The 22,722-nt window shown below is 63.1% G+C and carries 17 protein-coding genes and 2 pseudogenes; 4 read left to right on the top strand and 15 right to left on the bottom strand.

The annotated features are described in order from the left end of the window. Positions 1–18 precede the first annotated feature (18 nt). The 4 genes and pseudogenes from H9Q09_RS15525 to H9Q09_RS15510 all read right to left on the bottom strand — a co-directional run bounded on the left by H9Q09_RS15525 (position 19) and on the right by H9Q09_RS15510 (position 4,163). A pseudogene (locus H9Q09_RS15525) lies at positions 19–691 on the bottom strand (HupE/UreJ family protein). Positions 692–798: 107 nt separating this feature from the next. After that, positions 799–1,317 (bottom strand): hypothetical protein, encoded by a 519-nt coding sequence (locus H9Q09_RS22355; RefSeq protein WP_210315384.1) that lies wholly within the window; start codon positions 1,315–1,317, stop codon positions 799–801. Between the two features lie 42 nt (positions 1,318–1,359). Then, positions 1,360–1,635, bottom strand: a complete 276-nt coding sequence (locus tag H9Q09_RS15515) for a hypothetical protein (protein ID WP_187391772.1) — start codon at positions 1,633–1,635, stop codon at positions 1,360–1,362. Further along, complete coding sequence (locus H9Q09_RS15510; protein ID WP_281414923.1) at positions 1,632–4,163, bottom strand: heavy metal translocating P-type ATPase; 2,532 nt, start codon at positions 4,161–4,163, stop codon at positions 1,632–1,634. The genes H9Q09_RS15515 and H9Q09_RS15510 overlap by 4 nt, the downstream gene beginning before the upstream one ends. 153 nt (positions 4,164–4,316) lie before the next feature. Here H9Q09_RS15510 and H9Q09_RS15505 point away from each other — a divergent pair, with 153 nt between their 5' ends. The 3 genes from H9Q09_RS15505 (at position 4,317) to cueR (ending at position 6,048) form a co-directional block, all read left to right on the top strand. Beyond that, positions 4,317–4,514, top strand: a complete 198-nt coding sequence (locus H9Q09_RS15505; protein ID WP_187391771.1) for a heavy-metal-associated domain-containing protein — start codon at positions 4,317–4,319, stop codon at positions 4,512–4,514. 321 nt (positions 4,515–4,835) lie between these two features. Beyond that, complete coding sequence (locus H9Q09_RS15500; protein ID WP_210310280.1) at positions 4,836–5,531, top strand: DUF305 domain-containing protein; 696 nt, start codon at positions 4,836–4,838, stop codon at positions 5,529–5,531. A gap of 118 nt (positions 5,532–5,649) precedes the next feature. Continuing rightward, the gene (gene cueR / locus H9Q09_RS15495; RefSeq protein ID WP_187391799.1) at positions 5,650–6,048 is read left to right on the top strand and encodes a Cu(I)-responsive transcriptional regulator; all 399 of its coding nucleotides are present in this window, start codon (positions 5,650–5,652) and stop codon (positions 6,046–6,048) included. A 182-nt stretch (positions 6,049–6,230) separates the two neighbouring features. On the opposite strand, the gene H9Q09_RS15490 is transcribed toward cueR, so the two are convergent. From H9Q09_RS15490 to H9Q09_RS15470, 5 genes are all read right to left on the bottom strand, one after another. Continuing rightward, the gene (locus H9Q09_RS15490; RefSeq protein WP_187391770.1) at positions 6,231–6,842 is read right to left on the bottom strand and encodes a class I SAM-dependent methyltransferase; all 612 of its coding nucleotides are present in this window, start codon (positions 6,840–6,842) and stop codon (positions 6,231–6,233) included. Positions 6,843–6,852: 10 nt separating this feature from the next. Beyond that, a complete protein-coding gene (locus H9Q09_RS15485) occupies positions 6,853–9,186 on the bottom strand; it encodes a heavy metal translocating P-type ATPase (protein WP_187391769.1) in 2,334 nt (777 codons plus the stop codon). A gap of 67 nt (positions 9,187–9,253) precedes the next feature. Beyond that, positions 9,254–10,543 (bottom strand): APC family permease, encoded by a 1,290-nt coding sequence (locus tag H9Q09_RS15480; RefSeq protein WP_228240806.1) that lies wholly within the window; start codon positions 10,541–10,543, stop codon positions 9,254–9,256. Between the two features lie 207 nt (positions 10,544–10,750). Then, entirely contained in the window at positions 10,751–11,275 is a 525-nt protein-coding gene (locus tag H9Q09_RS15475) for a hypothetical protein (RefSeq protein ID WP_348646311.1), read from the bottom strand. Continuing rightward, complete coding sequence (locus H9Q09_RS15470; RefSeq protein WP_187391768.1) at positions 11,275–11,661, bottom strand: DUF302 domain-containing protein; 387 nt, start codon at positions 11,659–11,661, stop codon at positions 11,275–11,277. The genes H9Q09_RS15475 and H9Q09_RS15470 overlap by 1 nt, the downstream gene beginning before the upstream one ends. 1,329 nt (positions 11,662–12,990) lie before the next feature. Here H9Q09_RS15470 and H9Q09_RS15465 point away from each other — a divergent pair. Next, positions 12,991–13,668 carry a hypothetical protein gene (locus H9Q09_RS15465; protein ID WP_187391767.1) on the top strand — a complete coding sequence of 226 codons (678 nt, stop codon included), beginning with the start codon at positions 12,991–12,993 and terminating at the stop codon, positions 13,666–13,668. A gap of 128 nt (positions 13,669–13,796) precedes the next feature. Here H9Q09_RS15465 and H9Q09_RS15460 read toward each other — a convergent pair. From H9Q09_RS15460 to H9Q09_RS15435, 6 genes and pseudogenes are all read right to left on the bottom strand, one after another. Further along, positions 13,797–14,622 (bottom strand): annotated as a pseudogene (locus H9Q09_RS15460) (IS66 family transposase); the annotation flags it as partial. 388 nt (positions 14,623–15,010) lie between these two features. Continuing rightward, entirely contained in the window at positions 15,011–15,289 is a 279-nt protein-coding gene (locus tag H9Q09_RS15455; RefSeq protein WP_187391766.1) for a hypothetical protein, read from the bottom strand. Positions 15,290–15,500: 211 nt separating this feature from the next. Beyond that, the gene (locus H9Q09_RS15450) at positions 15,501–17,885 is read right to left on the bottom strand and encodes a phosphoketolase family protein (RefSeq protein WP_187391765.1); all 2,385 of its coding nucleotides are present in this window, start codon (positions 17,883–17,885) and stop codon (positions 15,501–15,503) included. Positions 17,886–17,889: 4 nt separating this feature from the next. After that, positions 17,890–19,110 carry an acetate/propionate family kinase gene (locus H9Q09_RS15445; RefSeq protein ID WP_187391797.1) on the bottom strand — a complete coding sequence of 407 codons (1,221 nt, stop codon included), beginning with the start codon at positions 19,108–19,110 and terminating at the stop codon, positions 17,890–17,892. Next, positions 19,110–22,340, bottom strand: coding sequence for a beta-phosphoglucomutase family hydrolase (locus H9Q09_RS15440; protein ID WP_348646310.1), 3,231 nt, complete (start codon positions 22,338–22,340; stop codon positions 19,110–19,112). Before H9Q09_RS15440 ends, H9Q09_RS15445 begins: the two co-directional genes overlap by 1 nt. Further along, positions 22,337–22,600, bottom strand: a complete 264-nt coding sequence (locus tag H9Q09_RS15435; RefSeq protein WP_187391764.1) for a hypothetical protein — start codon at positions 22,598–22,600, stop codon at positions 22,337–22,339. The genes H9Q09_RS15440 and H9Q09_RS15435 overlap by 4 nt, the downstream gene beginning before the upstream one ends. Positions 22,601–22,722 lie beyond the last annotated feature (122 nt).

Below are 22,722 nucleotides of genomic sequence, written 5' to 3'. Positions count from 1 at the left end.
CCTTGAGTTGAGAGGTTGTCAGGCGACGAGATAGCCGGCGACCTGGTAGCCGAAGAGCACGAAGCCAGCGGCCATCATGACGGCGTTGGCGGTGTAGGCGTGGCGGAAGAAGCTCGGGGTCCTGCGCCAGAAGCCCATGACGATGAGGATCGCGCCGAGGACGAGGAGCTGGCCGATCTCGACGCCGACATTGAAGGCAAGGAGGTTCGGCACCAGGCCGTCCGGCGAGATGTCGTATTCGAGGATCTTGGTCGACAGACCGAAGCCGTGAAAGAGGCCGAAGATCACGGTTGCGGCCTTGGTGTTCGGCTGGAAGCCGAACCACCGCTGGAACGCCCCCATATTGTCGAGCGCCTTGTAGACGACCGACAGGCCGATGATCGCGTCGATGATTGATCCCGACATCGAAATAGACGCCGAGGAGCATCGTCGTGGAGTGACCGATCGCGAAGAGGGTCACGTAGATGCCGATGTCCTTCATCCGGTAGAGGAAGAAGATCACGCCGAGCAGGAACAGGATGTGATCGTAGCCCGTCGCCATGTGTTTGGCGCCGAGATACATGAAGGCGATGAGGTTCACCCCGGTGATCTCCTGGATGTAGCCCTGGTCGCCGGCGGCAACGCCGTGCGCGAGAGCTGTCGTGCCCCATGTCGTCGCCAGGAGAAGCGCGAGCATGGGGGTGCGAAGCATCGACCGGATCGCGTGGCGCGACTCGAGACGACCTTCGACGGAAGGGTCTTGCATGGTTGGTTCCGATTGTCCGTAAGGTGCCATGCCGTCGTGGAGACGGCGTCTGATCAGGCGGTGTCGGACGGTCTCGGCGGTCGATCGTGGGTGGAAGCTTCGTTCTCCAGGCCTCGGTCCTGACGGACCAGTGCATGCTGCATGGCACCGGGCGGCACGGGGGCGTCGAACCGGGGCAACGTTCCGGGCTTGTCGTGGGAATGGTCGAACGGGTTGTGCTTGTGCTCGTGATCGCCGTGCCCGGATGTGTCGGCGAGCGGCTCGCCACCATGCGAGTGGCCGTGGTCATCAAGGGCCGCGTGCAGCGTGGCGACCGGGTCGTGCGAAGTCGACGGCCCCTGAGGCGCCGCGAACATGGCGAAGGCGACCGCCAGGGCGATCGTCAGATGTCCGAAGAGAGTTCGGGTGAGCTTCGGCATGCGGTCGGCAGCTGCTTCCCTCGGGCGAACGCCCCGATCCTGATCCCCGATCCCGGCGCGAAACTTGTCGGCGAGGAAGATGGCGCAGTCATGGTGGCGAAAGGAATCTCCTTCGCATCCGAGCGGACCAACGCAGCGGCGACTTAACTTCAAGGGCCGCTCCGGCTGAACGCGTGTATAGAGATCGCGATCTCTTCACGAGGCCCCGGCCGAAGCATCGCCTCCAATGATCCATTCGTGGAAGCTCGGTGTAGCCGCCGACCCGATGAGGGGCTGCGGCCTGGTCTCCACGTCGTGCTCTTCCCTGAAGGCGTCGGTCTGCTCGCGGGTTTCCAGATGTTGATCGTCGACCCTGCAGCCCTGGGGCTCGATCAGCCATTTCGACTTGATGCCATGGGGGCAGACATGCCCGGACATCAGCATCCGGTAGAGGGCGGCGGTGCCTTGCGGCGTGGGAGCGGACTGGTTCATGCAAGCTCTCCCGGCTGTCGTCCGCCATCGCTCATCGGGGCCCGGAAGCGTCTGAGCCGCAGCGCGTTGCCGAGGACGAAGACGCTGGACATCGCCATCGCGCTGGCGGCAAGCACCGGCGACAGCAGCAGACCGAAAGCGGGATAGAGCACGCCGGCAGCGACCGGGATCAGGGCCGTGTTATAGGCGAAGGCCCAGAAGAGGTTCTGCCGGATGTTGCGGATCGTCGCGTGCGACAGCGCGATCGCATTGGGAACACCCCTGAGGCTGCCCGACATCAGCACGACGTCTGCCGCCTCGATGGCGATGTCGGTCCCCGTTCCGATGGCGATGCCGACATCGGCTTCGGCCAGCGCCGGCGCATCGTTGATGCCGTCGCCGACGAAGGCGAGCCGGCTGTGCCGGCGCTTCAGGTCCCTGACCGCGGCCACCTTGCCGTCCGGCAGCACCTCGGCCACCACCTCGTCGATGCCCAGCCGCCGCCCGATCGCATCGGCGGTCCGGCGGTTGTCACCGGTGATCATCACCACCATCAGGCCGAGATCGTGCAGCGCGGCGATCGCCGTCGGCGTGGTGGCCTTGATCGGGTCGGCGACGGCGATTATCGCGGCCAGCCGCCCATCGATAGCGGCATAAAGCGGCGACTTCCCCTCCCCGCCCAGACGCTCGGCGACGGCAGCGAACGGGCCGACGTCGAGCCCGAGCCCTGCCATGAAACGGTCCGCGCCGATCTCGACCCGGTGCCCGCCCGCTTCGGCACGCACGCCGTAACCCGTCACGCTCTCGAAGTTCGCCAGCGCGGGAAGCGTCAGATTCCGCGCTGTGGCGGCCTCGACGATGGCGCGGGCGATCGGATGCTCGGACTTCGTCTCGACGGCGGCGACCAGCGTCAGGACCGCGTCCGCTTCGTGGCCGCCGGTGGTCTCCATGTCGGTCAGGACGGGCCGCCCCTCGGTCAGCGTGCCGGTCTTGTCGAGCGCCACCACGCGGGCGTCCTTCAGCGACTGGAGCGCCTCGCCCTTGCGGAAAAGCACACCCATCTCGGCCCCGCGCCCGGTTCCGACCATGATCGAGGTCGGCGTCGCCAGCCCCATGGCGCAGGGACAAGCGATGATCAGCACGGCCACGGCATTGACGAGGGCGAAGCTGACGGCCGGATCCGGACCGAACAGCAACCAGACGAGGAAGGTCAGCGCCGCCGCGAGCATGACGGCGGGGACGAACCACAGCGTCACCCGGTCGACCAGCGCCTGGATCGGAAGCTTCGAGCCCTGCGCTTCCTCGACCATGCGGATGATCTGCGCGAGCGTCGTCTCGGCGCCAACGGCCGTCGCCCGAAAGGTGAAGTTGCCGGTGTGATTGACCGTGCCGCCGACCACCTTCGTTCCGTCCGTCTTCTCGACCGGCACCGGCTCGCCGGTGATCATCGACTCGTCGACGAAGGAGGAGCCGGCCACCACCTCGCCGTCCACGGCGACGCGCTCGCCGGGACGGACATCGACGAGATCGCCGACGACGATCTGCGACAGCGGCACCGCCACGCTGCTGCCGTCCCGCTGGACGCGAGCGGTCTTGGGCTGAAGCTTGACGAGGCGCTTGATCGCTTCCGAGGTACGGCCCCTGGCGCGGGCCTCGAGATAGCGGCCGATCAGGATCAGCGTGACGATGACGGCGGCGGCCTCGAAATAGACGTTGACCGTTCCGGTCGGCAGCAGCTGCGGCGCGAAGGTCGCCACCACGGAGTACGACCAGGCGGCGAGCGTGCCGACGGCCACGAGCGAGTTCATGTCGGGGCCGCCTCTGGCGAGCGCCGGCAGGCCGATCCGGAAGAACCGCAGCCCCGGCCAGAACAACACGACCGTCGTCAGCACGAACTGCAGATACCAGCTGGCGCGCATGCCGATCGTCGCCATGACGAGATCATGGATGGCCGGCACGAGGTGGGAGCCCATTTCCAGAACGAAGACCGGCAGGGTCAGCACTGCGGCGATCGCCACGTCACGGGCGAGAGCCGTCTGCTCGGCCTGCTTGCGAGCGGCCTGCGCCTCGCCGCCCTCGTCGCCTGTCACGGTCCGCGCTTCGTAGCCTGCGGAGGCGACTGCCGCGACGAGGTCGGCCTCGTGGACGGAGGGACCTGTCGTGACCGAGGCCCGTTCGCACGCCAGATTGACCGAGGCGGCGGTAACGCCGGGCACCGCGAGCAGCGCCTTCTCCACCCGCCCCACGCACGAGGCGCAGCTCATGCCGTCGATGGCGAGTTCCACTCGGTGGCCGGGAACCGCGTAGCCCGCATCCTCGATCGCCTTGACGAGGACCACCGGGTCGATGCGCCGGTCGACGGCGATCTCGGCGCGCTCGGTCGCCAGGTTGACGCTCGCCTTCGTGACGCCCTCCACCCGGCCGAGCGCCTTCTCAACGCGCCCGACGCAGGAAGCACAGCTCATGCCCATCACCGGCAGGGAAATCCTGGATGGATGCCCCCCTCCTACGGGTGAGATATCCTGATCGATCTTCGCGTGGACGGTCATGCGTCGCTCCTGTCGGAAGCTCATGTGGGGCTTCCAGTCAATGGAAGGTCAACACTGGGCGATCGGAAATCTCGCGGGTCACGCCGCCCCTTGACCTTCCACCTGCTGGAAGCACCATCTTCCCGCCAGACGAACTCATCCGACGAGCGTTTCATGCAGTTTCAGATCGACAACATGGCCTGCGGCGGCTGCGCCCGGAGCGTCACGCGGGCAATCCATTCGGTCGATCCGCAGGCGAAGGTCGCCGTCGACCTGCCCTCGAAGCGGGTCGACGTGGTATCGGGCGCCGACGAAGCCGCTATGGCGGCGGTCCTCGAAGATGTCGGCTATCCGCCACGCCGGGCCGCGTGAGCACGGGTCGGTCCTTGCGATGGCAATGCCGGCGCAAACCCGCGGATCGGCCTCGGCCCCGACTGCCGGACGGCCATCGCGAACACGGGCAAGCCCCCGGTGAGACAGCTTGCGTGCATGGGGAGGATGGTCTGGGCGGCACTGCTGACGCTGGCTCTAATCGCCGTCGGGCTGCCTGGCCGACCCGGCGTCCGCGTCGCCGCATCAGCACGGGGTCCGGACGGCGCCCCACGGCCATCATGTGCCATCCGCGCCGAAGGACGGACACCCGGCCCATCACGTCGACCGGAATGCCGACTGCGACATCGCGGCGGTCGACTGTTGCGCCATGACGTTTTGCCATCCGGGCATCTCCGTCGACCCGCACGACCTGCCCATTGTTGCCGGCGAGGACCGGAGGACATCCGCATCGACGGTGCGTGGCAAAGGCAGCGAGCCCAGCGTGATCCTGCGGCCGCCGCGACGCTTGCCGGTCCGATCGTTCGCAAATCCACACAATCAGGAAACCTGAAGATGAATATCGCAAAGACGCTTATCGCAGCCACATTCGCCGCAACCGCACTTTCGGCGCCGGCTCTTGCCCAGGATACGGAATTCCAGCTTCCCGAGCAGTGCACTTTGTCGTCCGCCACCGGCGGCATGGGTCATTCGGCGATGGGCCATGGTGCCATGGACAGCGATCAGAGCCCTGGCATGGGCTCGTCCATGCGGGACATGATGGAATCGATGGGAATGGGCGGCATGGATCTCGACACCATGCCCGAGCATGTCCGGGAAAACATGCGCCGGATGATGATCAGCATGCCGGCCATGCACGAAGGCATGATGAAGGACGATGCCGACGTGGCATTCGCCTGCGGGATGATCGCCCACCACCAGGGTGCCATCGACATGGCGCAGGTGCTGCTCGAGTACGGCGACGACCCGCAGATGATCGAGCTTGGCGGAAAGATCATCGCCGCACAGGTCGGCGAGATCGAGGAGATGATCGCCTGGCTCGCCGAAAACGCCGAATAAGATGACGCCGGCCGTGCGTGCATGCTGTGCGGCCGGGTCCCTCGTCCTGCTGGTTGCGAATCATTGGCCTGTCAGCAGCCGGAAACCCCAGATGGTATTGAAGGACGGAGAAGTCGCCATGAACATCGGAGCAGCCGCCCATCGGTCAGGTCTGCCACCCAAGACGATCCGTTATTACGAGGACATAGGCCTCATGACTGCCGATCGGGCGTCGAACGGCTACCGCAACTATTCCGTCGAAGACGTCTACCGGCTCCGCTTCGTCCAGCGATCCCGCAGCCTCGGATTCTCGGTCAAAGAGTGCAGGCAACTGCTTTCTCTCTACACGGACCGCGGCCGCGCCAGCGCGGATGTGAAGGCGATCGCGACCGAGAAGCTCGGAGAGATAGACCGCAAGATCGCCGAACTGACCGGTCTCCGACAGATCCTCGGACACCTGGTCGGGAGCTGCCATGGCGACGTTCACCCGGATTGCCCGATCATCGACGGCCTGTCGGGATTGGTTCGCGACCATTAGGCTACGATCGAAGCGAGCGGACGAGGATGCGCGCTCGCGTCGGGGATGCCGACCTTTGTCCAGCGCCCGACGAGCGTAGGACCGAGGCATATTCCATCGCGTCGTCTTGTCCCGGACTTTCGTGACCTGCGATCGCAGAGATCGGACGCGGAGGCGGTCGATTCTCACCCCCCCGAAACCCGTCAGAACTTCAGGAAGAGCCCGAAATGGAAACGCTGCACGCTGCCCCATGGCGTGCGGTGCTCGTAGTTCACCGACTTGACCAGCTGATAACCCGCGCCCAATCGCTCGGACAGCAAGGCCGCATCGTAGCGGGCAACCGGCAAACCGCTGCACGATGTCGGGCCGTCCGGCGCGAACGTTCCAATGATCGCGTGTCCACCGGGAAGCAAGGCCCCATCCATGACCCGTAGATAGGCGTCTTGATCGACGGTCTCGGTCAGGAAATGAAAGGCCGCCCGATCATGCCAGATCCCGAAGCGCTGGTTCGGCTTCCAGTCGAGCACATTCTCCACGACCCAGTCGACGGGCGCTTCCCCGGGTAGCCGCGCACGGGTCCTCGCCAGCGCGGTTTCCGACAGGTCGAGCACGGTGATCCGGCGGAATCCCCGTTCCAGAAGGCAATCCACGAGCCGGGATGAACCCGCGCCCACATCGACGATAGCCGCATCCCTTTCTGCCCCTGTCGCGCCGATCAGGTCGAGCGGCACCCGCGGGAGGTCCTCGAACCAGCTCGTCTCGGCCTCTTCCTTGACCCGATAGACGCCTTCCCAACGGTTCGGGATTTCTTCCATCGTCAGTTCCTCACAACTTGATCCGTCGCAGCCGCAAGGCGTTGGTGATGACCGACACGGACGACAGGCTCATCGCAGCCGCTGCGATCATTGGCGAGAGCAAAAGGCCGGTGACCGGATAAAGCAGACCCGCCGCGATGGGTACGCCGAGCGCGTTGTAGGCGAAGGCGAAGAAGAGGTTCTGCTTGATGTTGCGCAAAGTGGCGCGGGCGAGCTTTCGTGCCCGTACGATGCCCATCAGGTCGCCGCCCAGCAGGGTTATCCCTGCGCTCTCCATAGCCACGTCGGCTCCGGTGCCCATGGCGATCCCGACATCGGCCGCCGCCAACGCGGGCGCGTCGTTGACGCCGTCGCCCGCCATTGCGATCTTGTGGCCGTCCCGGCGCAACCGGTCGATCAGATCCTTCTTGGCCTCGGGCAAGATGCCGGCGCGCACCTCGTCGATGCCGAGCCTGCCTGCCACCGCCTGCGCCGTGCGTTCGTTGTCGCCTGTAGCCATGATGACGCGAAGCCCCTGCGCGTGCAGTTCCCTGATCGCCTGCGCCGTCGAATCCTTGATCGGGTCGGCCACGGCCACGATACCGGCCAGCGCGCCATCGACGGAAATGAACATCGCCGTCTTACCTTCGGCGCGAAGGGCATCGGCACTGTTCTCGGCCTGCGCGGTCTCCAGCCCCATGTCACGCATCATCGCTCCATTGCCGAGCGCCACCGCACGTCCGTCGACCCTGCCGCGCACGCCTTTGCCGGTGACCGCTTCGAAGTCCGCGGCCTCCCGACGCGGGCCACCGTGCGCTTCCGCTCCCTCGACGATGGCCTCTGCCAGCGGGTGTTCCGAGCCGCGCTCGAGAGCCGCGGCCAGCGACAACAGGTCGGTATCAGTAACGTTCCCAAGTGCCACGATATCCGTAAGCTTCGGCTTTCCCATCGTCAGTGTGCCGGTCTTGTCCACGATCAGGGTGTCGACAGCCGCCATGCGCTCGAGCGCTTCGGCGTCTTTGATCAGCACGCCCGCCTGTGCCCCCCGCCCCGCCGCCGTGGTGATCGAGATCGGGGTCGCCAGTCCAAGGGCGCAGGGACAGGCAATGATCAGGACGGACACGGACGACGCGATCGCGAAGACCAGTGCCGGTTCCGGGCCGACCGCAAGCCAGACGAGGAAGGCGACGATCGCGATCGCGACCACGGTCGGCACGAACACCGCCGAGACCCTGTCTGCCAAGCCCTGGATCGGGGCGCGTGATCGCCGGGCGTTCGACACCATTGCCACGATCTGCGCCAGTACCGTGTCGGACCCGACCTTGCCGGCCTCGATCACCAACGAGCCGTTCTTGTTGATCGTGGCCCCCGTCACCTCGTCACCGGGACCTTTTTCCACCGGCATCGACTCGCCGGTCAGCATGCTCTCGTCGAGAGACGACCGGCCCTCGATCACCGTCCCGTCCACCGGCACGGCGTCGCCCGGGCGCACGCGCAGCCGGTCGCCTTCCATGATATTGTCCAGCGGCGCATCGTACTCCGATCCGTCCGGCAGGATGCGCCGTGCGGTCTTCGGCGCCAGATCAAGAAGCGCCCGGATCGCGTCGCCGGTTCTTTCGCGTGCGCGCAGCTCCAGAACCTGGCCGACGAAGACCAGCGCCACGATCACCACCGCTGCCTCGAAATAGGTACCGACGCCGTGGCCCATCCGGTACTGCTCGGGAAACACGCCCGGCATGAAGGTCGCAACCAGGGAATAGAGGTAGGCAGCCCCCACCCCCAGGCTGATCAACGTCCACATGTTCGGCGACCGGTTCGCCACCGAATCCCAGCCGCGCCGGAAGAAGGGCAGTGCCGCCCAGAGGATGATCGGCGTCGCCAACACGAACTCCAGATAGCTGGCCGTCTGGTGGCCGATCCATTCGCGAACCGGCAGGGCCACCAGTTCGCCCATCGTCAGGATGATGAGCGGCACTGCCGCCGCCGCCGAGATCCACATTCGGCGAGTGAAGTCGGTCAGCTCCTCGCTCGGCTCGTCCGAGGGCAGCATCGGCTCGAGCGCCATGCCGCAGATCGGGCAGGCACCGGGCGCATCTCGCACGATCTCCGGGTGCATCGGGCAGGTGTACTGGACGTTGGCCGGAGCAGCCTTCTTCTGTCCAGTGGCGCGGCCCGAAGCATAGAACCATGGATCCGCCTTGAACTTCGTCTGGCATTTCTCCGAGCAGAAATGGAAGGTCTCCCCCTGGAATTCGGCGTGACGCCCGTCCGGCTTGACCGCGACCGTCATCCCGCAGACCGGATCTGTCGCCCCCTCGGTTCCCGCCGGGATATCGGACGCCGCGTGGTGATGATCGTGGTTCATTGCCAGCCAACCTTTCACTGTGTCGCTTCAGCTTGAGGCTTCCAGCAACTGGATGCTCAAGTCTTTTTCAATGCTGTTCGTGAGCGCCTTCCCTCACCGGGTTGCGTGCCAGGAAAATTCCCACGAACAGGAACACCAGCGCCATGCCGACGATGCCGGTCACGACGATCGGCGTATCGGACTGCCACTTCATCCAGGTGAAGGCGAGCAGCACCGACGCGTCGAGGGCGATGGCCGTCAGCAGCACCCATCCCTTCGCGCCGATCTCCTCTCTCAGATGCCGGAAAACGCCGAAGTGGATGATCATGTCCATCACCAGATAGAAGAACGCCCCGAGCGAGGCGATGCGACTGAGGTCGAAGAACACCGTGAGAAAGGCTGCGACCACGACGGTGTAGACGAGCGTGTGGTCCTTGATCCTGCCGGGCATCCCGAAATGGCTGTGGGGGATCATCTTCATGTCGCTCAGCATCGCCAGCATCCGCGAGACCGCGAAAACGCTGGCGACTAGGCCCGAGGCCGTGGCCACCAGCGCGAGCGCCACCGTCAGGTAGAAGCCGGTCTGACCGAGAGCGGGTTGGGTTGCCTCGGCCAGCGCGTAGTCCTTCACCGCCACGATGCGGTCGAGCGGCAGGCTGGAGCCGACCGCGAAGGCGACCAGCAGATAGACGACGACGCAGACGGCGATGGACCAGACGATGGCGCGGCCTACGTTGCGGTGCGGTTCGGTGATCTCGGCGCCGCTGTTGGTGATGGTCGTGAAGCCTTTGAAGGCAGGGATGGACAGCGCTATAGACGCCACGAATCCATCTACGCCCAACTCTCCGCCCGTGGCTACGAACGAGATGCCGCTTGCCCAGAGACCAGGTGCCCCGAACGACGCGATGCCGCCCACCTTGACCACCGCCGTGACGATGGACCAAAGCCCGACCGAACGGGTGCCAGAAGCGTTCAAGAGATACGCGAAAACGATCAACCCGACGCCGAGAATCGGCATGAGGACCCTGTCCGGATCGCCGCCGAACGCCTGAAGCGTGTATGTTCCGAAGGTACACGCGACGAGACTCTCGCTGATGACCATCGATAGTGCCATCAGTCGTGCGGCGCCCGCAGCGACCGTCGTCGGCCGTAGGCCTTCCTGAGGATCATCCCGATGCGGCCCGCGGATGGAAACGCGTTCGACATCTTGACACAGGTATAGGCGCTGAAGGCCGTGACCACCGCACCCGCGATGAACGAGAGCGGGAACAGCGGCCCGCAAGCTCGGCGATCTGCCCGTCAGCGCGAAGATGCCTGCGCCGATCATCACGCCGGTGCCCATGGCCACCGCGCCTAGCAAGGTGATGCTGTTCTTCAATCGGTCGTCATCGGCTTTCCCACCGGCTTTCGTCGCATCGCCGACCAGAGAAGCGCCTCCCCTTCACAAGCCGAGGCACCAAGCACCGCCCTTCTGTTCAGGCAAGGGCTCCGCCACCGTCTCGCCCTAAAGTGCGATGACCAAGGACGATGCCCGCTGACGCGCTGGCCAGGCCGCGACGAGGCAGGAGGCCGGACCAGCGAAGCATCATGCATCTGCTTCGTCTACGGCTCGGGCTCCCAGAAGATGGCGACGGGTCAGCCAGATCATGAGCGACGGAATGACGAACCATTGCAGGAGCGGACTCAGCCCGGTGCCCAAGGGCGGTACAAGCGGCATTAGCTCCGAATAGGACCAGCGCAGGCTGATGTTGGTGTAATAGTATTCGAACCCTACGGTCAGGACGATACCGACGGCGACAAAGATCACGGCCGGAATGCGCGTCGGCCGAAGGATCCACTCCCGGCTGCGCGCCGCCAGACTGGCAGCCCAGAATGCCGTCAGCGCGAACCCGACATCGCCAAACGTTGCCGACATACAGAGCTTGATCGCCTCCCAGTGGGGCATCTCGGCCATGCCGGCATATGTCGGAACCTGAATGAACTCCCAGACGAAATGCAGGACGAAAGAAAAGTAGGCGACGGGCAGTTCAGGCGCTTCCCAAAGACGAGCAGGGCGCGGGCGGTGTCCAGGAAAGGCATCCCGTGCAGTTTTCTGGCTATCGAGTCCCACTAGATCACGTCCACCGCCTTCGCGAGGAGATCTCGGACCTCCGCCGCGACGGCCGTCAGTTCAGCGTTCTCGATCCCCTGCATCGATATCACGGGGTCAATGGCACTAACCTCCACTCCACCCTCCACTTCGCGCAGGATGACGTTGCACGGGAGCATCGCGCCAACGCGTGGCTCGATTCCGATCGCCTGATGCGCCATCTTGGGATTGCAGGCACCGAGGATGCGGTAGGCCGGCATCTCGAAATCGAGCTTCTTCTTCATAGTCGCCTTGACGTCGATCTCGGTCAGCACGCCGAAGCCATGTTCAGCCAGGGCCTCGCGGGTGCGGCGCTCGGCGGCGTCGATATCCGCGTCGGGAATCGTTCGGTTGATCGTATAGGTCATCGTAAGTCTTTCACTGTATTCGATTTTCTGAAAGGCTTTGGGTTTTGACCCCGACGCTGGCAGCCAAGGAGAACGCTGCAGCCAGAACGGATGCCCATTTGAGCATACCCAAGCGGACTCACCGGCCACGACATTCAGTGATACCATCGTGCCTTGGAAGAAGCTTTGGGAGGATGACATGCATGCGCAGTCCCTCATCGCAGCCGTGCTGATGACGACCATGGCAAGTGCTGCGGAACCTATCCCATTTCACACAGCCGAATTCCCGGGATCTCCCAACGTCACCCTGATCCTTCGATCAGGGACGGCCTCAGTCGACGCCGCTTACGATTTTGACGTCCTCATCGGCCTGACTACGATGGCGAACGACGGCTCGGTTTCTTACCGCGATCCGGCAATCCACCCAGCTCGTGTCCGGTGCGGTCCCCCGGCAACGGTGTCTGTCGGAGGGGCCGACTATGCGATCGGCGTTTTCGCGCCGCCTCTCGAAAAGTCTAACTGGAAAACCGATCTCTGGCGAACCGTCTGTAATGTCCCCGTTTCTTAGGTCTTGGGTGGTAATGGCGTACTTCATCACCCGAAACTTGGCATCGGCACGAAGGGCGGCCACGAGAACCTTAACGCCCACCGCAGCTAGCATCTCGGGCCGCTGTCCGCCGACATCTATACCCCCTGCCCCGGCCTCCGATCCGCAGACCGTCTATGCGGCGACGGGAACGGCGCGAGGATCGGCGGAAACGGAGCGAAGACGTGGGAGCCAATCGGACCGAGGGGCAGCCCGCGAGTTTGCTCGAGGTCGCTCCAACTCCTACTGAACCTCCCGCATGAGCCGATGCGGTTCACGATACTGGCGCCGCCGTTGTCGACGCGATGGTCTATTGCCGTGATCGACGACAGCCCTATCTGCTCGTCGAGGTCTTTGCATCCGCGGCTCCTCCGCGCTTCCCAGCCGTCACCACCTCCGGTCGGCTTCAATAAGCCTTCAGTGTCTCAGCGCCCCCTGGGGCGGAGGGTGCCCTATCTCGATACGCTCCGCTGAGTATTCATCTCTACGGCGCTCGCCGGAATCGCAGTGACGGTCTATGATCGACTGATGACTGACGACAGGGGTGGAGATGATCACTGCCTTGCCCGGGGGGATCGTGGCGAGGCGGTAGGCGCCTGCTGCCGGTTCGGCACCAGGATTTCAGCAGCGGACGGCCGATGGACTCACGTCCTTGCCTCCAGTATCGGCATTTCGGGGATGCTGAGCGATATCCGGTTCGTTGCGGACGCTGAACCCTATTAGGCTGGCCCGCTGGATCGCATGCAGCGGACGAGAGCAGCGTGATGAACGGATCCGATGAACTGCCCGGTCGCGATGATCTCGGTACTTCCGGTCCCGAATCTGCTCCCTCCTGGGAGATCCGGCTCGCATGGGTGCTGCGCTTTCTGATCATGGCGACGGCGACGGTTCACCTCTACCAGGGCGCGCTCCTATACACGCTCCTGTGCCTCGCCGCACTGATGCTGATTGTCGCGCCGCCTCTCCTCGCCCATACAAGTCAGTTGAATATCCCCGTCGAGATCGAGCTGTTCGTCCTGTGGTGGTTAGTCACCGACATGACGCTCGGGCGCATGCTTGACCTCTACGACGCGATACCATTCTATGACAAGCTCATTCACTTCGGCAATTCTGGCCTCCTCGCCGTCGTGTCGTTTCTTACGATCTACACGCTCCGGATGACGTGCAGACTCCAGTCCGGCTTCTTTCTGAACCTGTCGGGCATCTTCCTATTGACGCTCGGCGCCGGTGCGCTCTGGGAAATCCTCGAATTCGCATCGGACGCATTCTTCGGGCAAGGCGCGCAGGGCTCGCCGCTGATGGCGCCTTTGGAGGATACCATGTGGGACCTCATTGTCGATGGGCTCGGCGGACTCCTCGGCGGCCTGCTCGGTGCTTGGTACATGCGGGTGTCCAAGCGAAGCACCGCACGTTGGAAGAGCTTCATGGCGCTGGTGTCCTGACCTGAAATTGCATCCGGGCCGCTCGCGCAACCGCGAATTGGGAATGGTCAAACAGCGCCGACGGCGCCATGTGATGACCCCGGCAGAAAGGAATGGCGAACGTCTCCTTTCTCGGCCAGCACTTTTTATCCGCCATAGCCGTCGACCGGGAGAACGCCAACCTCCCTGGAGATGGCGATGGGTCGCTCGGCCTTGCGGTCGGGCGCGTAGACATAGGCGACGGCAGGCGGATCATCGCCGCCAAAGAGACGATCATCCTGGGCATAGGCGAAGAGCTGGCCAGTCTTCGTCCGTCCTCGGCCAGGATCGAGAACCGGTGCGGCGGTCTCATCGGAAAACAGCTTGCACGACGTCTTCAGGTGCCGAGCAGCCTTTCATGGACGGGCCGGAGCAGGAACCCCGCCCGCCAGACCCAGTCGGCCAGCGTCGAGTGGTCGAGATGGACAACCTGGCGGGCGTAGATCTGGGTCTGGCGATAGAACGGCAGATGGTCGGCATATTTGGACACGAGCACCTGGGCGACCGTCGCCTCGGTGGGAATGCCACCCTCGATCAGCCGCGCCGGTGCCGTCGCCTGCACCACGATCCCTTCGCAGGATCGGCAACCGTAGCGAGGGCGGTGGGTGACCAGCACGCGGAACGGGGCGGGAACGATATCGAGACGCTCGGCGACGTCCTCGCCAATGACATGCAGGCATGCCGGCAGCATGTGTAGGCTCAGTCCTCGATGTCGACGACGGTCTCGATCCGCGGCAGATGGGCAGGCAGCGAGCCCCGATTCGCTCGGCGTTTGGCGGCTCAATCCCTCCGCACTGCCGGGGCTGCTGTCTCTTCGGCTGATTCGTCAGCGGCAACGCCCTGCTCGACCTCCTCAAGGCCAAGCAGAAGCTGGTCCCTGGGCAGCGTCTCGGCGCGTCGGCCGAAGCGATGGCGCTGCAATTCCTTGACGATCTGCACAAAGTGCTCGGTCCGGTGACTGAGAGTTTGCGGTCAGCGCGTTTGGGGTGAAGCTTCGAAGCTAGTTTCGCAATCAGCTCGATAAGGGCCATTCTCTCGGTGGTCATCGTCGTCTCCGTTTCAGGTTCCAGGTGTGCAACCCGAACCTTCTCGAAGATCGGCGATGACCGCCAGCACTACACTCGGCCGCGCGCTGCGCTACCCCGACGGCTCCGCCCGCAGCCTCCTACACCATCACTGGGGACACGACCGCATTCGTTCCTGTTCTCAGCGAAGCTGTTGGATATCAGGCGGTTTCAATGGCGCGGCCGAGCAGGAGGATGACCTCAGCCTCTCAAAGACTCCGGCGAGATAGGCGGTGGAGTGTTGCACTTCGCGCTGGAACTCAGCATCCCCGCACGCTGAAGAGCAACCGTCCAGTCTCGTCGAAGGCCATGATGTCGTCTTCGGACATGGCGCCTTGATCGCGAGCGATGGTGACGAGATGGAGAAGTCCGGCGAGCGCGACCTTGGCGTCCTCTTCGCCGCTCTTCTCGATGGCTATCCAGCACTGCGGCCTCAGATCGGCTGCTCGGCCGAAGCCGTTGACCCACATCTCCCAGAGGATCTCGTCGGAGACCGGGTCGTCGTCGAGAACCGCCGCGTAGTGCGGCCTCCTCGGCACCTTTGCGGAAGTCGACGGGCCGGATCGCCACCATCACCCGGGCTCCTCCGATCGGTCCGATCACGCGCTGACCTTCAGCGCCTTGATCACCGCCGCGATCAACCTCGGGCTCGCGTCGGATCCGATGCGACCACGACACCGGCGAGCTCCAGTTCGACCCCGCCGCTCGCTCGAGGCGCAGCCCGCTTACGGCGCGGTGGCTTCGTGTCGCTCATTCGCGCCCTGAGCTTTCGACCCCCGCTCGGTCCGATCCCCATACCCAGTCGCGAATCTCGGGCATGTCCTCACCGTACTGCCGGATGTAGCGCACATGTTCATCGAGTTTGTTGCCGATGAACTGCGCGAGGCTGGCAGCGCGTGGGCCCAGTTCCGGCAATCGGTCGATAACGGCTTTGGCCAAATGGAACCGGTCGAGCTCGTTGAGCACAACCATGTCGAATGGTGTCGTGGTTGTCCCCTCTTCCTTGAACCCGTGAACGTGCAGATTGTGGTGGTTGGTTCGTCGATAGGTGAGCTTGTGGATCAGCGAGGGATACCCGTGATAGGCAAAGATGACGGGTTTGTCCCTGGTGAACAGGGTATCGAAATCCGCGTCGCTGAGGCCGTGCGGATGCTGGCTTTTTGACTGCAACGTCAGCAGGTCCACCACGTTGATGACCCGGATCTTGAGCGCTGGGAAATGCTGCCGCAGCAGGTCCACGGCTGCCAACGTTTCCATGGTTGGCACATCGCCGGCGCAGGCCATCACCACGTCAGGCTCGCTGCCTTCGTCGCTGCTGGCCCACTCCCATATACCCAGTCCGGTGTTGCAGTGCTTGATCGCTGCGTCCATATCGAGCCACTGCGGCGAAGGCTGTTTGCCGGCGACAATGACGTTGACGTAGTTCCGGCTGCGTAGGCAGTGGTCCGTCACGGAAAGCAGGGTATTCGCGTCGGGCGGCAGATAGACGCGGATGACCTCCGCCTTCTTGCTCATGACGTGGTCAATGAAGCCGGGATCCTGATGGCTGAAGCCGTTGTGATCCTGCCGCCACACATGTGACGAAAGCAGGTAGTTCAGGGAAGCAATCGGCCGTCGCCATGGGACGTGGTTCGCCACGTCAAGCCATTTGGCATGCTGATTGAACATCGAGTCGATGATATGGATGAAGGCCTCATAGCATGAGAAAAAGCCATGTCTGCCCGTGAGCAGATACCCTTCGAGCCATCCTTCGCACTGGTGCTCGCTCAAGACCTCCATCACCCGGCCGTCCGGCGCAACGTGGTCGTCGCCAGGAACAATTTCCGCGGTCGAGCAGCGGTTCGTTACCTCGAACACGGCGCCCCAGCGGTTCGACGCTGTTTCGTCCGGACTGAAAACGCGGAACGTTTCGGGATTCAGTTTCACCACGTCTCGGATCATCTCACCCTGGATTCGCGTTGCTTCGGCTCTCACGCTGCCAGGTTTCGGGATCTTAACCGCGTAGTCGCGGAAATCCGGCAAGCGCAAGTCGCGCAACAGCAGGCCGCCGTTGGCGTGGGGATTGGCGCCCATCCGCCGCAGGCCGTTCGGGGCCAGTTCAGCGAGTTCAGGCCGGAGCCTGCCGATCTCGTCGAACAGTTCACGCGGGCGATAACTCTCCAGCCAGTCTTCCAGAATACGCACGTGTCCAGGGTGGCTCATGTCGCCCATCGGCACCTGGTGCGAGCGATATGTACCCTCGGTCTGTTTGCCATCGACCTCCTTCGGGCCCGTCCAGCCCTTCGGCGAGCGCAGGATGATCATGGGCCAGAGCGGACGCCTCTTGAATCCATTGGCGCGGGCATCGTGCTGGATGTGCTGAATGCTCTCGATCACGGTGTCGAGCGTCGTAGCCATGAGCTGATGCATCTCCATCGGGTCATCGCCCTCGACAAAGTGCGGCGTGAAGCCGTATCCGCGGAACAGCGACTCGAGTTCGTCACGGGGAATGCGGGCAAGGACGGTGGGGCCTGCAATCTTGTAGCCGTTCAGATGCAGGATCGGCAGGACCGCACCGTCGCGTATCGGATTGAGAAACTTGTTCGAGTGCCAGCTGGTGGCGAGAGCGGCAGTTTCCGCCTCACCATCGCCCACCACGCAAGCGACGAGAAGGTTGGGATTGTCGAAGGCCGCACCGTAGGCGTGTGACAGGCAATAGCCGAGTTCACCGCCTTCGTTGATGGAGCCCGGCGTTTCCGCAGCGACGTGACTCGGAATACCGCCGGGAAAGGAAAATTGCTTGAACAGCTTTTTCATTCCCAGTTCGTCCTGCGAGATGTCCGGGTAGAGCTCGCTATAGCTTCCTTCGAGATAAGTGTTGGCCACGAGACCCGGGCCGCCGTGCCCGGGGCCGGTGACGTACATCATGTTCAAGTCACGCTCGTCGATGACTCGGTTCAAATGCACATAGATGAAGTTCAACCCTGGAGTTGTGCCCCAGTGGCCGAGCAGACGCGGCTTCACGTGTTCGAGCTTCAAGGGAACTCTAAGCAGCGGGTTATCATACAGATAGATTTGGCCGACCGAGAGATAGTTGGCTGCACGCCAATAGGCGTTCATTTTTTGTAGGAGATCAGTCGTAAGCGGTTTGTTCATGGGCCTATTCCTCGAGCTGGGCGTGCTGGCTGGTTTCGGTGCCGGCGAGCATTCGGAAGACGGCCTTCGCGATGATTACGTCTTCGTCGGTACGAATGACACGCACCCGGACATTGCTGTGGTCGACGGAAATGACAGGCTCGCCGGTTGCGTTCCGGTCCTCATCGAGATGGACACCGAGAAAGCCGAGGCCCTCGCAGATGCGCGCGCGGATCACGGATGCATTTTCGCCGATGCCACCCGCGAAGATGATCGTGTCCAGCCCGCCAAGCGCTGCGGCAAAAGCGCCGATCCGCTGCTTTACTTGGTAGCAAAACAAAGCAACGGCTTCCGCAGCCCGAATATCGTTCGCCTCGCGTGCCAACAAGTCCCGTAGGTCGGAGCTCGTTTCCGAGACGCCCAGCAACCCGGACTCTTTGTTGATCATCTGGTGGAACTGCTGCGCGGTCATGTGCTCGGTTTGCGCCAGATACCAGACCAGCCCGGGATCCAGATCGCCGGAACGCGTGGCCATGGGAACGCCTGCCGCGGGCGTAAACCCCATGCTGGTGTCAACGCTCTTTCCGTCGCTGACGGCTGCGAGGCTCGATCCGTTTCCGAGATGGCACAGAATCACGCGCCCCTTTGCTGCTTCGACACCCGCCACGCGCGCGAACTCTTCCATGAGAAATTCATATGACAGGCCGTGAAAGCCGTAGCGCTCGACCCCCTTCGCCGCAAAGCGCCGGGGAATGGGCAGGATCTTGGCAACTCGGGGCATATTCCGGTGAAAGGCGGTGTCGAAGCACGCCAGCTGCGGCACACCCGGCATCCGCTCGTCAACCATGCCAATCAGTTCGATCTCTGAAGGCAGATGCTCCGGGGCATAGGCGCTAATACGGCGCAGCTCCTCCAGAACCTCTTGCGTGAGCCGATGTGGCTCACGATACCTGTCGCCGCCGTTGACGACGCGATGGCCTACTGCCGTGATCGACGAGGAACCAATCTGCTCTTCAAGCCAATCAAGCAGGAAATTTCCCGCTGAGCGATGATCGAATTCTCCGATGCCTAGTTCGTTCTGTTGCATCCGGGCGGGGTCAACGAAAACGAAACGGGTTCCGGGCGAGCCGATGCGCTCGATCTTGCCGTGCAGCCCCTTCCGGGGCTGGGCGCCCATCTGATACAGCGCGAACCTGATGCTCGAGGAGCCGCCATTGACCGTCAGGATGCGCCCTCCGGATGGCATCAATCTGACTCCTTCCGAAGAGTCGCGCGTTTGGCTGCCTCGTCATGCAGGGTGAACACTCGGGTAGTGCCGGCCGCGAACTCGTACACTTTGCCTGCGACGCCCAGTAAAATCGGTGCCGCTTCGCGATCACGCCCACGGACCGTGAGGGCGTCGCGGGTAAGCCGCAAGTCGAGCGAATGTCCCCGATAGCGAATGCGCATATCGAGCCGTTCCATCTCCTGCGGCAGCTCTGGATTGAGCCGTAGAACATTGGCCTGTACTTCAATGCCGGTGGAGACGCGCTCTACCAGGTCGACGCTCCCTGCCATGGCTCCAAGGTGCACCCCTTCCGAGGTGGTGCCTTGCTGGATGTCGGCCACGTCGCTTTGCAGCGCCTCGGCGAAAAATATCATCGAGCGGGGCCGGTCGGAGCGCGCCAAGACCCAGGCGTGGACCACGCGACACAACGTGGAGCCGTGGGATGAGCGTGCGGAATAGTAGGCGACGTTCTTCGGGATTGTCTCGTAGTTGAAAGGATAATCCAGACGCGCGAACAGCTCCCTGAGTTCCTCCGATGAGAACAGATAAAACAACATTAGCACATCGGCCTGCTTCGAAAGCTTGTAGCGATTTGCGCTGTCGTTTTCCGCCTCGAGAATGAGGTCAAGCCGCTGGATATTGCCGTACTGGGCTCGGTAGTGCTGCCAATCGAGTTCGGGTAGCTCGTCGTAGCCCTCGAACTGGCTGATGATCCCGTCCTCGTGAAAGGGCAGGTACATCCTGCGGCTGATATCGTCCCAGCGCGCAATCTCCTCCGCCGACAGCCCCATCTGCGTCGTTAGCTCGGCGCGGCGTAGGTCGGAGAGCAGGTCCAACACCTCCAGCGCTCTGCACATCACCCACACGGCCATCAGGTTCGTATAGGAATTGTTATTGAGTCCGGGCATTGCTTTATTCGGATAACCGTCGTGAAACTCGTCGGGGCCCATCACGCCGCGAATTTCGTACCGCCCGCGTTCGTCACTGAATGTAGCGAGGCTGGACCAGAAGCGGGCGATTTCGAGAATGATTTCTGCACCGTAGGAATGCAGAAATTCAAGGTCGTGCGTGACCTGAAAATACTGCCAAACATTGTAGGCAATGGCGCTTCCCACATGTCGTTGCAGGTAAGAATTGTCCGGTATCCAGCGTTCTGAGCGAGGGTTCAGGTTGGCCGCCTGGGTCTCTTCCTGACCGTCACTTCCGCTCTGCCACGGAAACATCGCCCCCTTGAAACCGGCGCTGCGGGCGGCTTCGCGCGCCTCACCAAGGCGCCGGTAGCGATACATCAGAAGCGACCGCGTGATCTCGGGCATCCGATGGTTGAAGAAGGGGAAAATGAACAGTTCATCCCAGAAAACATGGCCCTGGTACGCCTCCCCGGTCCAGCCGCGAGCGGGCACGCCGTGATCCAGTCCGATGGAGTTAGGCGATACGGCTTGCAACAGGTGAAACATGTTCAACCGAAGCAGCATTGAGACGTTCAACTTGAACCCGGGATCGGCTGGCCGAATATGCACGTCGAAGCGGTGCCACAAGTGCTTCCAGGCCAGGACATGATCCGCCATTACGACATCGAATTGTCCCGCACGTCCGATGGCCTCGCGCGCCGCAAGCCCACACTCGGATATGGCGTGATCGCGCGAAGTATAGAAAGAGGCGAGCTTTTCCAGCACCAGTGTCTGGCCTTGCTTTACATCGATCTCCAACTCATGCCCAATATAGCCCGGATCTTTGATGGTCCGGCGCAGGAGATCGACCGGCCGTCCGTCGAGGAACGCCTGAGTCCGTGCAGCCTGGGCGAAATGGATGTTCGACTGGCTGGTGCGCACCAGCAGGCAGACACCGTCCTCGCCGACGGCCTCACCCGCTAGCGGCTCCAGGTGTTTGCTGTTGAATTTTCGGTACAGCTTGGCGCCTGCGTTGACGATGCGCCCGTCGATCGCCGAACGCACCGTTACGCTCGCCGACCAGTTTTCGGCGGTCAGCGCCAGTTCCAGCGCGCCCAGATGCATGTCGCTCATCGAGACCAGGCGCCGCTCGCGCAACTGGCTGCGTCGCCCATGCTCGTCTTCGAAGCGCAGCGTCCGCAACAGCATGCCTTGCCGCAGGTCGAGTTCCTGACGATAGGAAAGCAGTGTGACAGACCTAGCATCGAACCAATCCTGATTGGCGATGCGGAATTCGAGGGCGAGCCAATTGGGCAAATTGACGAGATCCTCGTTCTCGATCACCCGCCCGGCGATATTGGTACGCAGCCGGTTGTAACCGCCGGCGAGGTAGGTTCCTGGATAATGAGTGCCGTCCGCTCTCGCCCAGGCAGCGGAGGCCCGCGTCGCGAAATAGCCATTCCCCAGGGTGCATAGGGCTTCGCGGATACCCTCGTGCGCCGGTGCAAACCCGTCGAACACCAGTGACCACGCCGACGGAGAATCCGCCGCGACCTGGACCTGAGCCAGATCGGTGACCACGACATCGGCCCCGGCTTCACGCAGCGCCAACGATTGCCCCCCGCGATCGACCCCAATGACGCAGCCAAACCGGCCCGCCCGCCCCGCCTCGACGCCAGCAATCGCGTCCTCCACGACGACCGCTCGGGAGGGTTCGATCCCGAGGCGCCGCGCCGCTTCTAGAAAGGCATCTGGCGCCGGCTTACCATTGAGCCCGAGCCGAGTGATGTCCTTCCCATCCACTCGCGTATCGAACAGGTGCGCAATGCCAGTCGTCTCCAGCACCTTCGCGCAGTTGTTGCTCGAGGAGACGACGGCCGTCTTGATCTGCTGCGCCCGCAGTGCTCGCACTAGCGCGATTGCCGCTTCAAAGAGCTCGACACCGCGCTGATCGAGGTGCTCCAGAAAATACTTGTCTTTGAGATTCCCTAGGGCGTGCACGCTTTGGACTTCGGGTCCGTCTGCCTGCGTCCCCTGCGGCAGTTCTATGCCGCGTGCCTTGAGAAAAGTGATCACGCCATCGAAGCGCGGCTTGCCGTCGACATACCGTCGATAGTCGGTTTTGATGTCAAAGGGAACGAAAGGCTCGCCCAGGTCACCGAAGCGCTTATTGAGGAATTCATCAAACAGTCTTTTCCAGGCAGCGGCGTGCACGGTCGCTGTCTTGGTCAAGACGCCATCGAGATCGAACAGAACAGCGTCGTAATCCCGTGGGAAGAGCGTGCAAGACGGAGCGGAAGCGCCCACCGACGAGTTCACAATTTGATCCGCTTCAACAGTTGCGTGTCGATCGCCAACGCGACCTTGCTCGCCGACGTGGGCACCGCGTCCACGGCGAGCGTGAGCCGGACACCGCAGAGCGCAAGGAAACCGGCCGCGAGGGAAGCAGCGAAGATGTTGTGGCCCGCCGCCCACCTGAGATTTTGCACCATCTTCCGATATGTGGTTCTGCTTGCCATGATGATCCGGCGGGTGGCACGGGGATGGGACCGCTCCAGCACGACATCGGCGGTGGCCAACAGCGCAGTCTTCTTTCCCCCCTTTTTGCCCGAAGCCTGCCCCCATCGACTTTCATCTCTTTTTTGAAAGTGTTCGACAGGATCGGCTATTAATTGCGTCCTCCAGTGTGGTTCCAAATCGA

It is taken from the genome of Aurantimonas sp. DM33-3 (genome assembly GCF_014334315.1).
In the GTDB taxonomy this organism is placed as follows: Bacteria; Pseudomonadota; Alphaproteobacteria; order Rhizobiales; family Rhizobiaceae; genus Aurantimonas; species Aurantimonas coralicida.
This window is presented reverse-complemented; position numbering and strand designations above follow the sequence as displayed.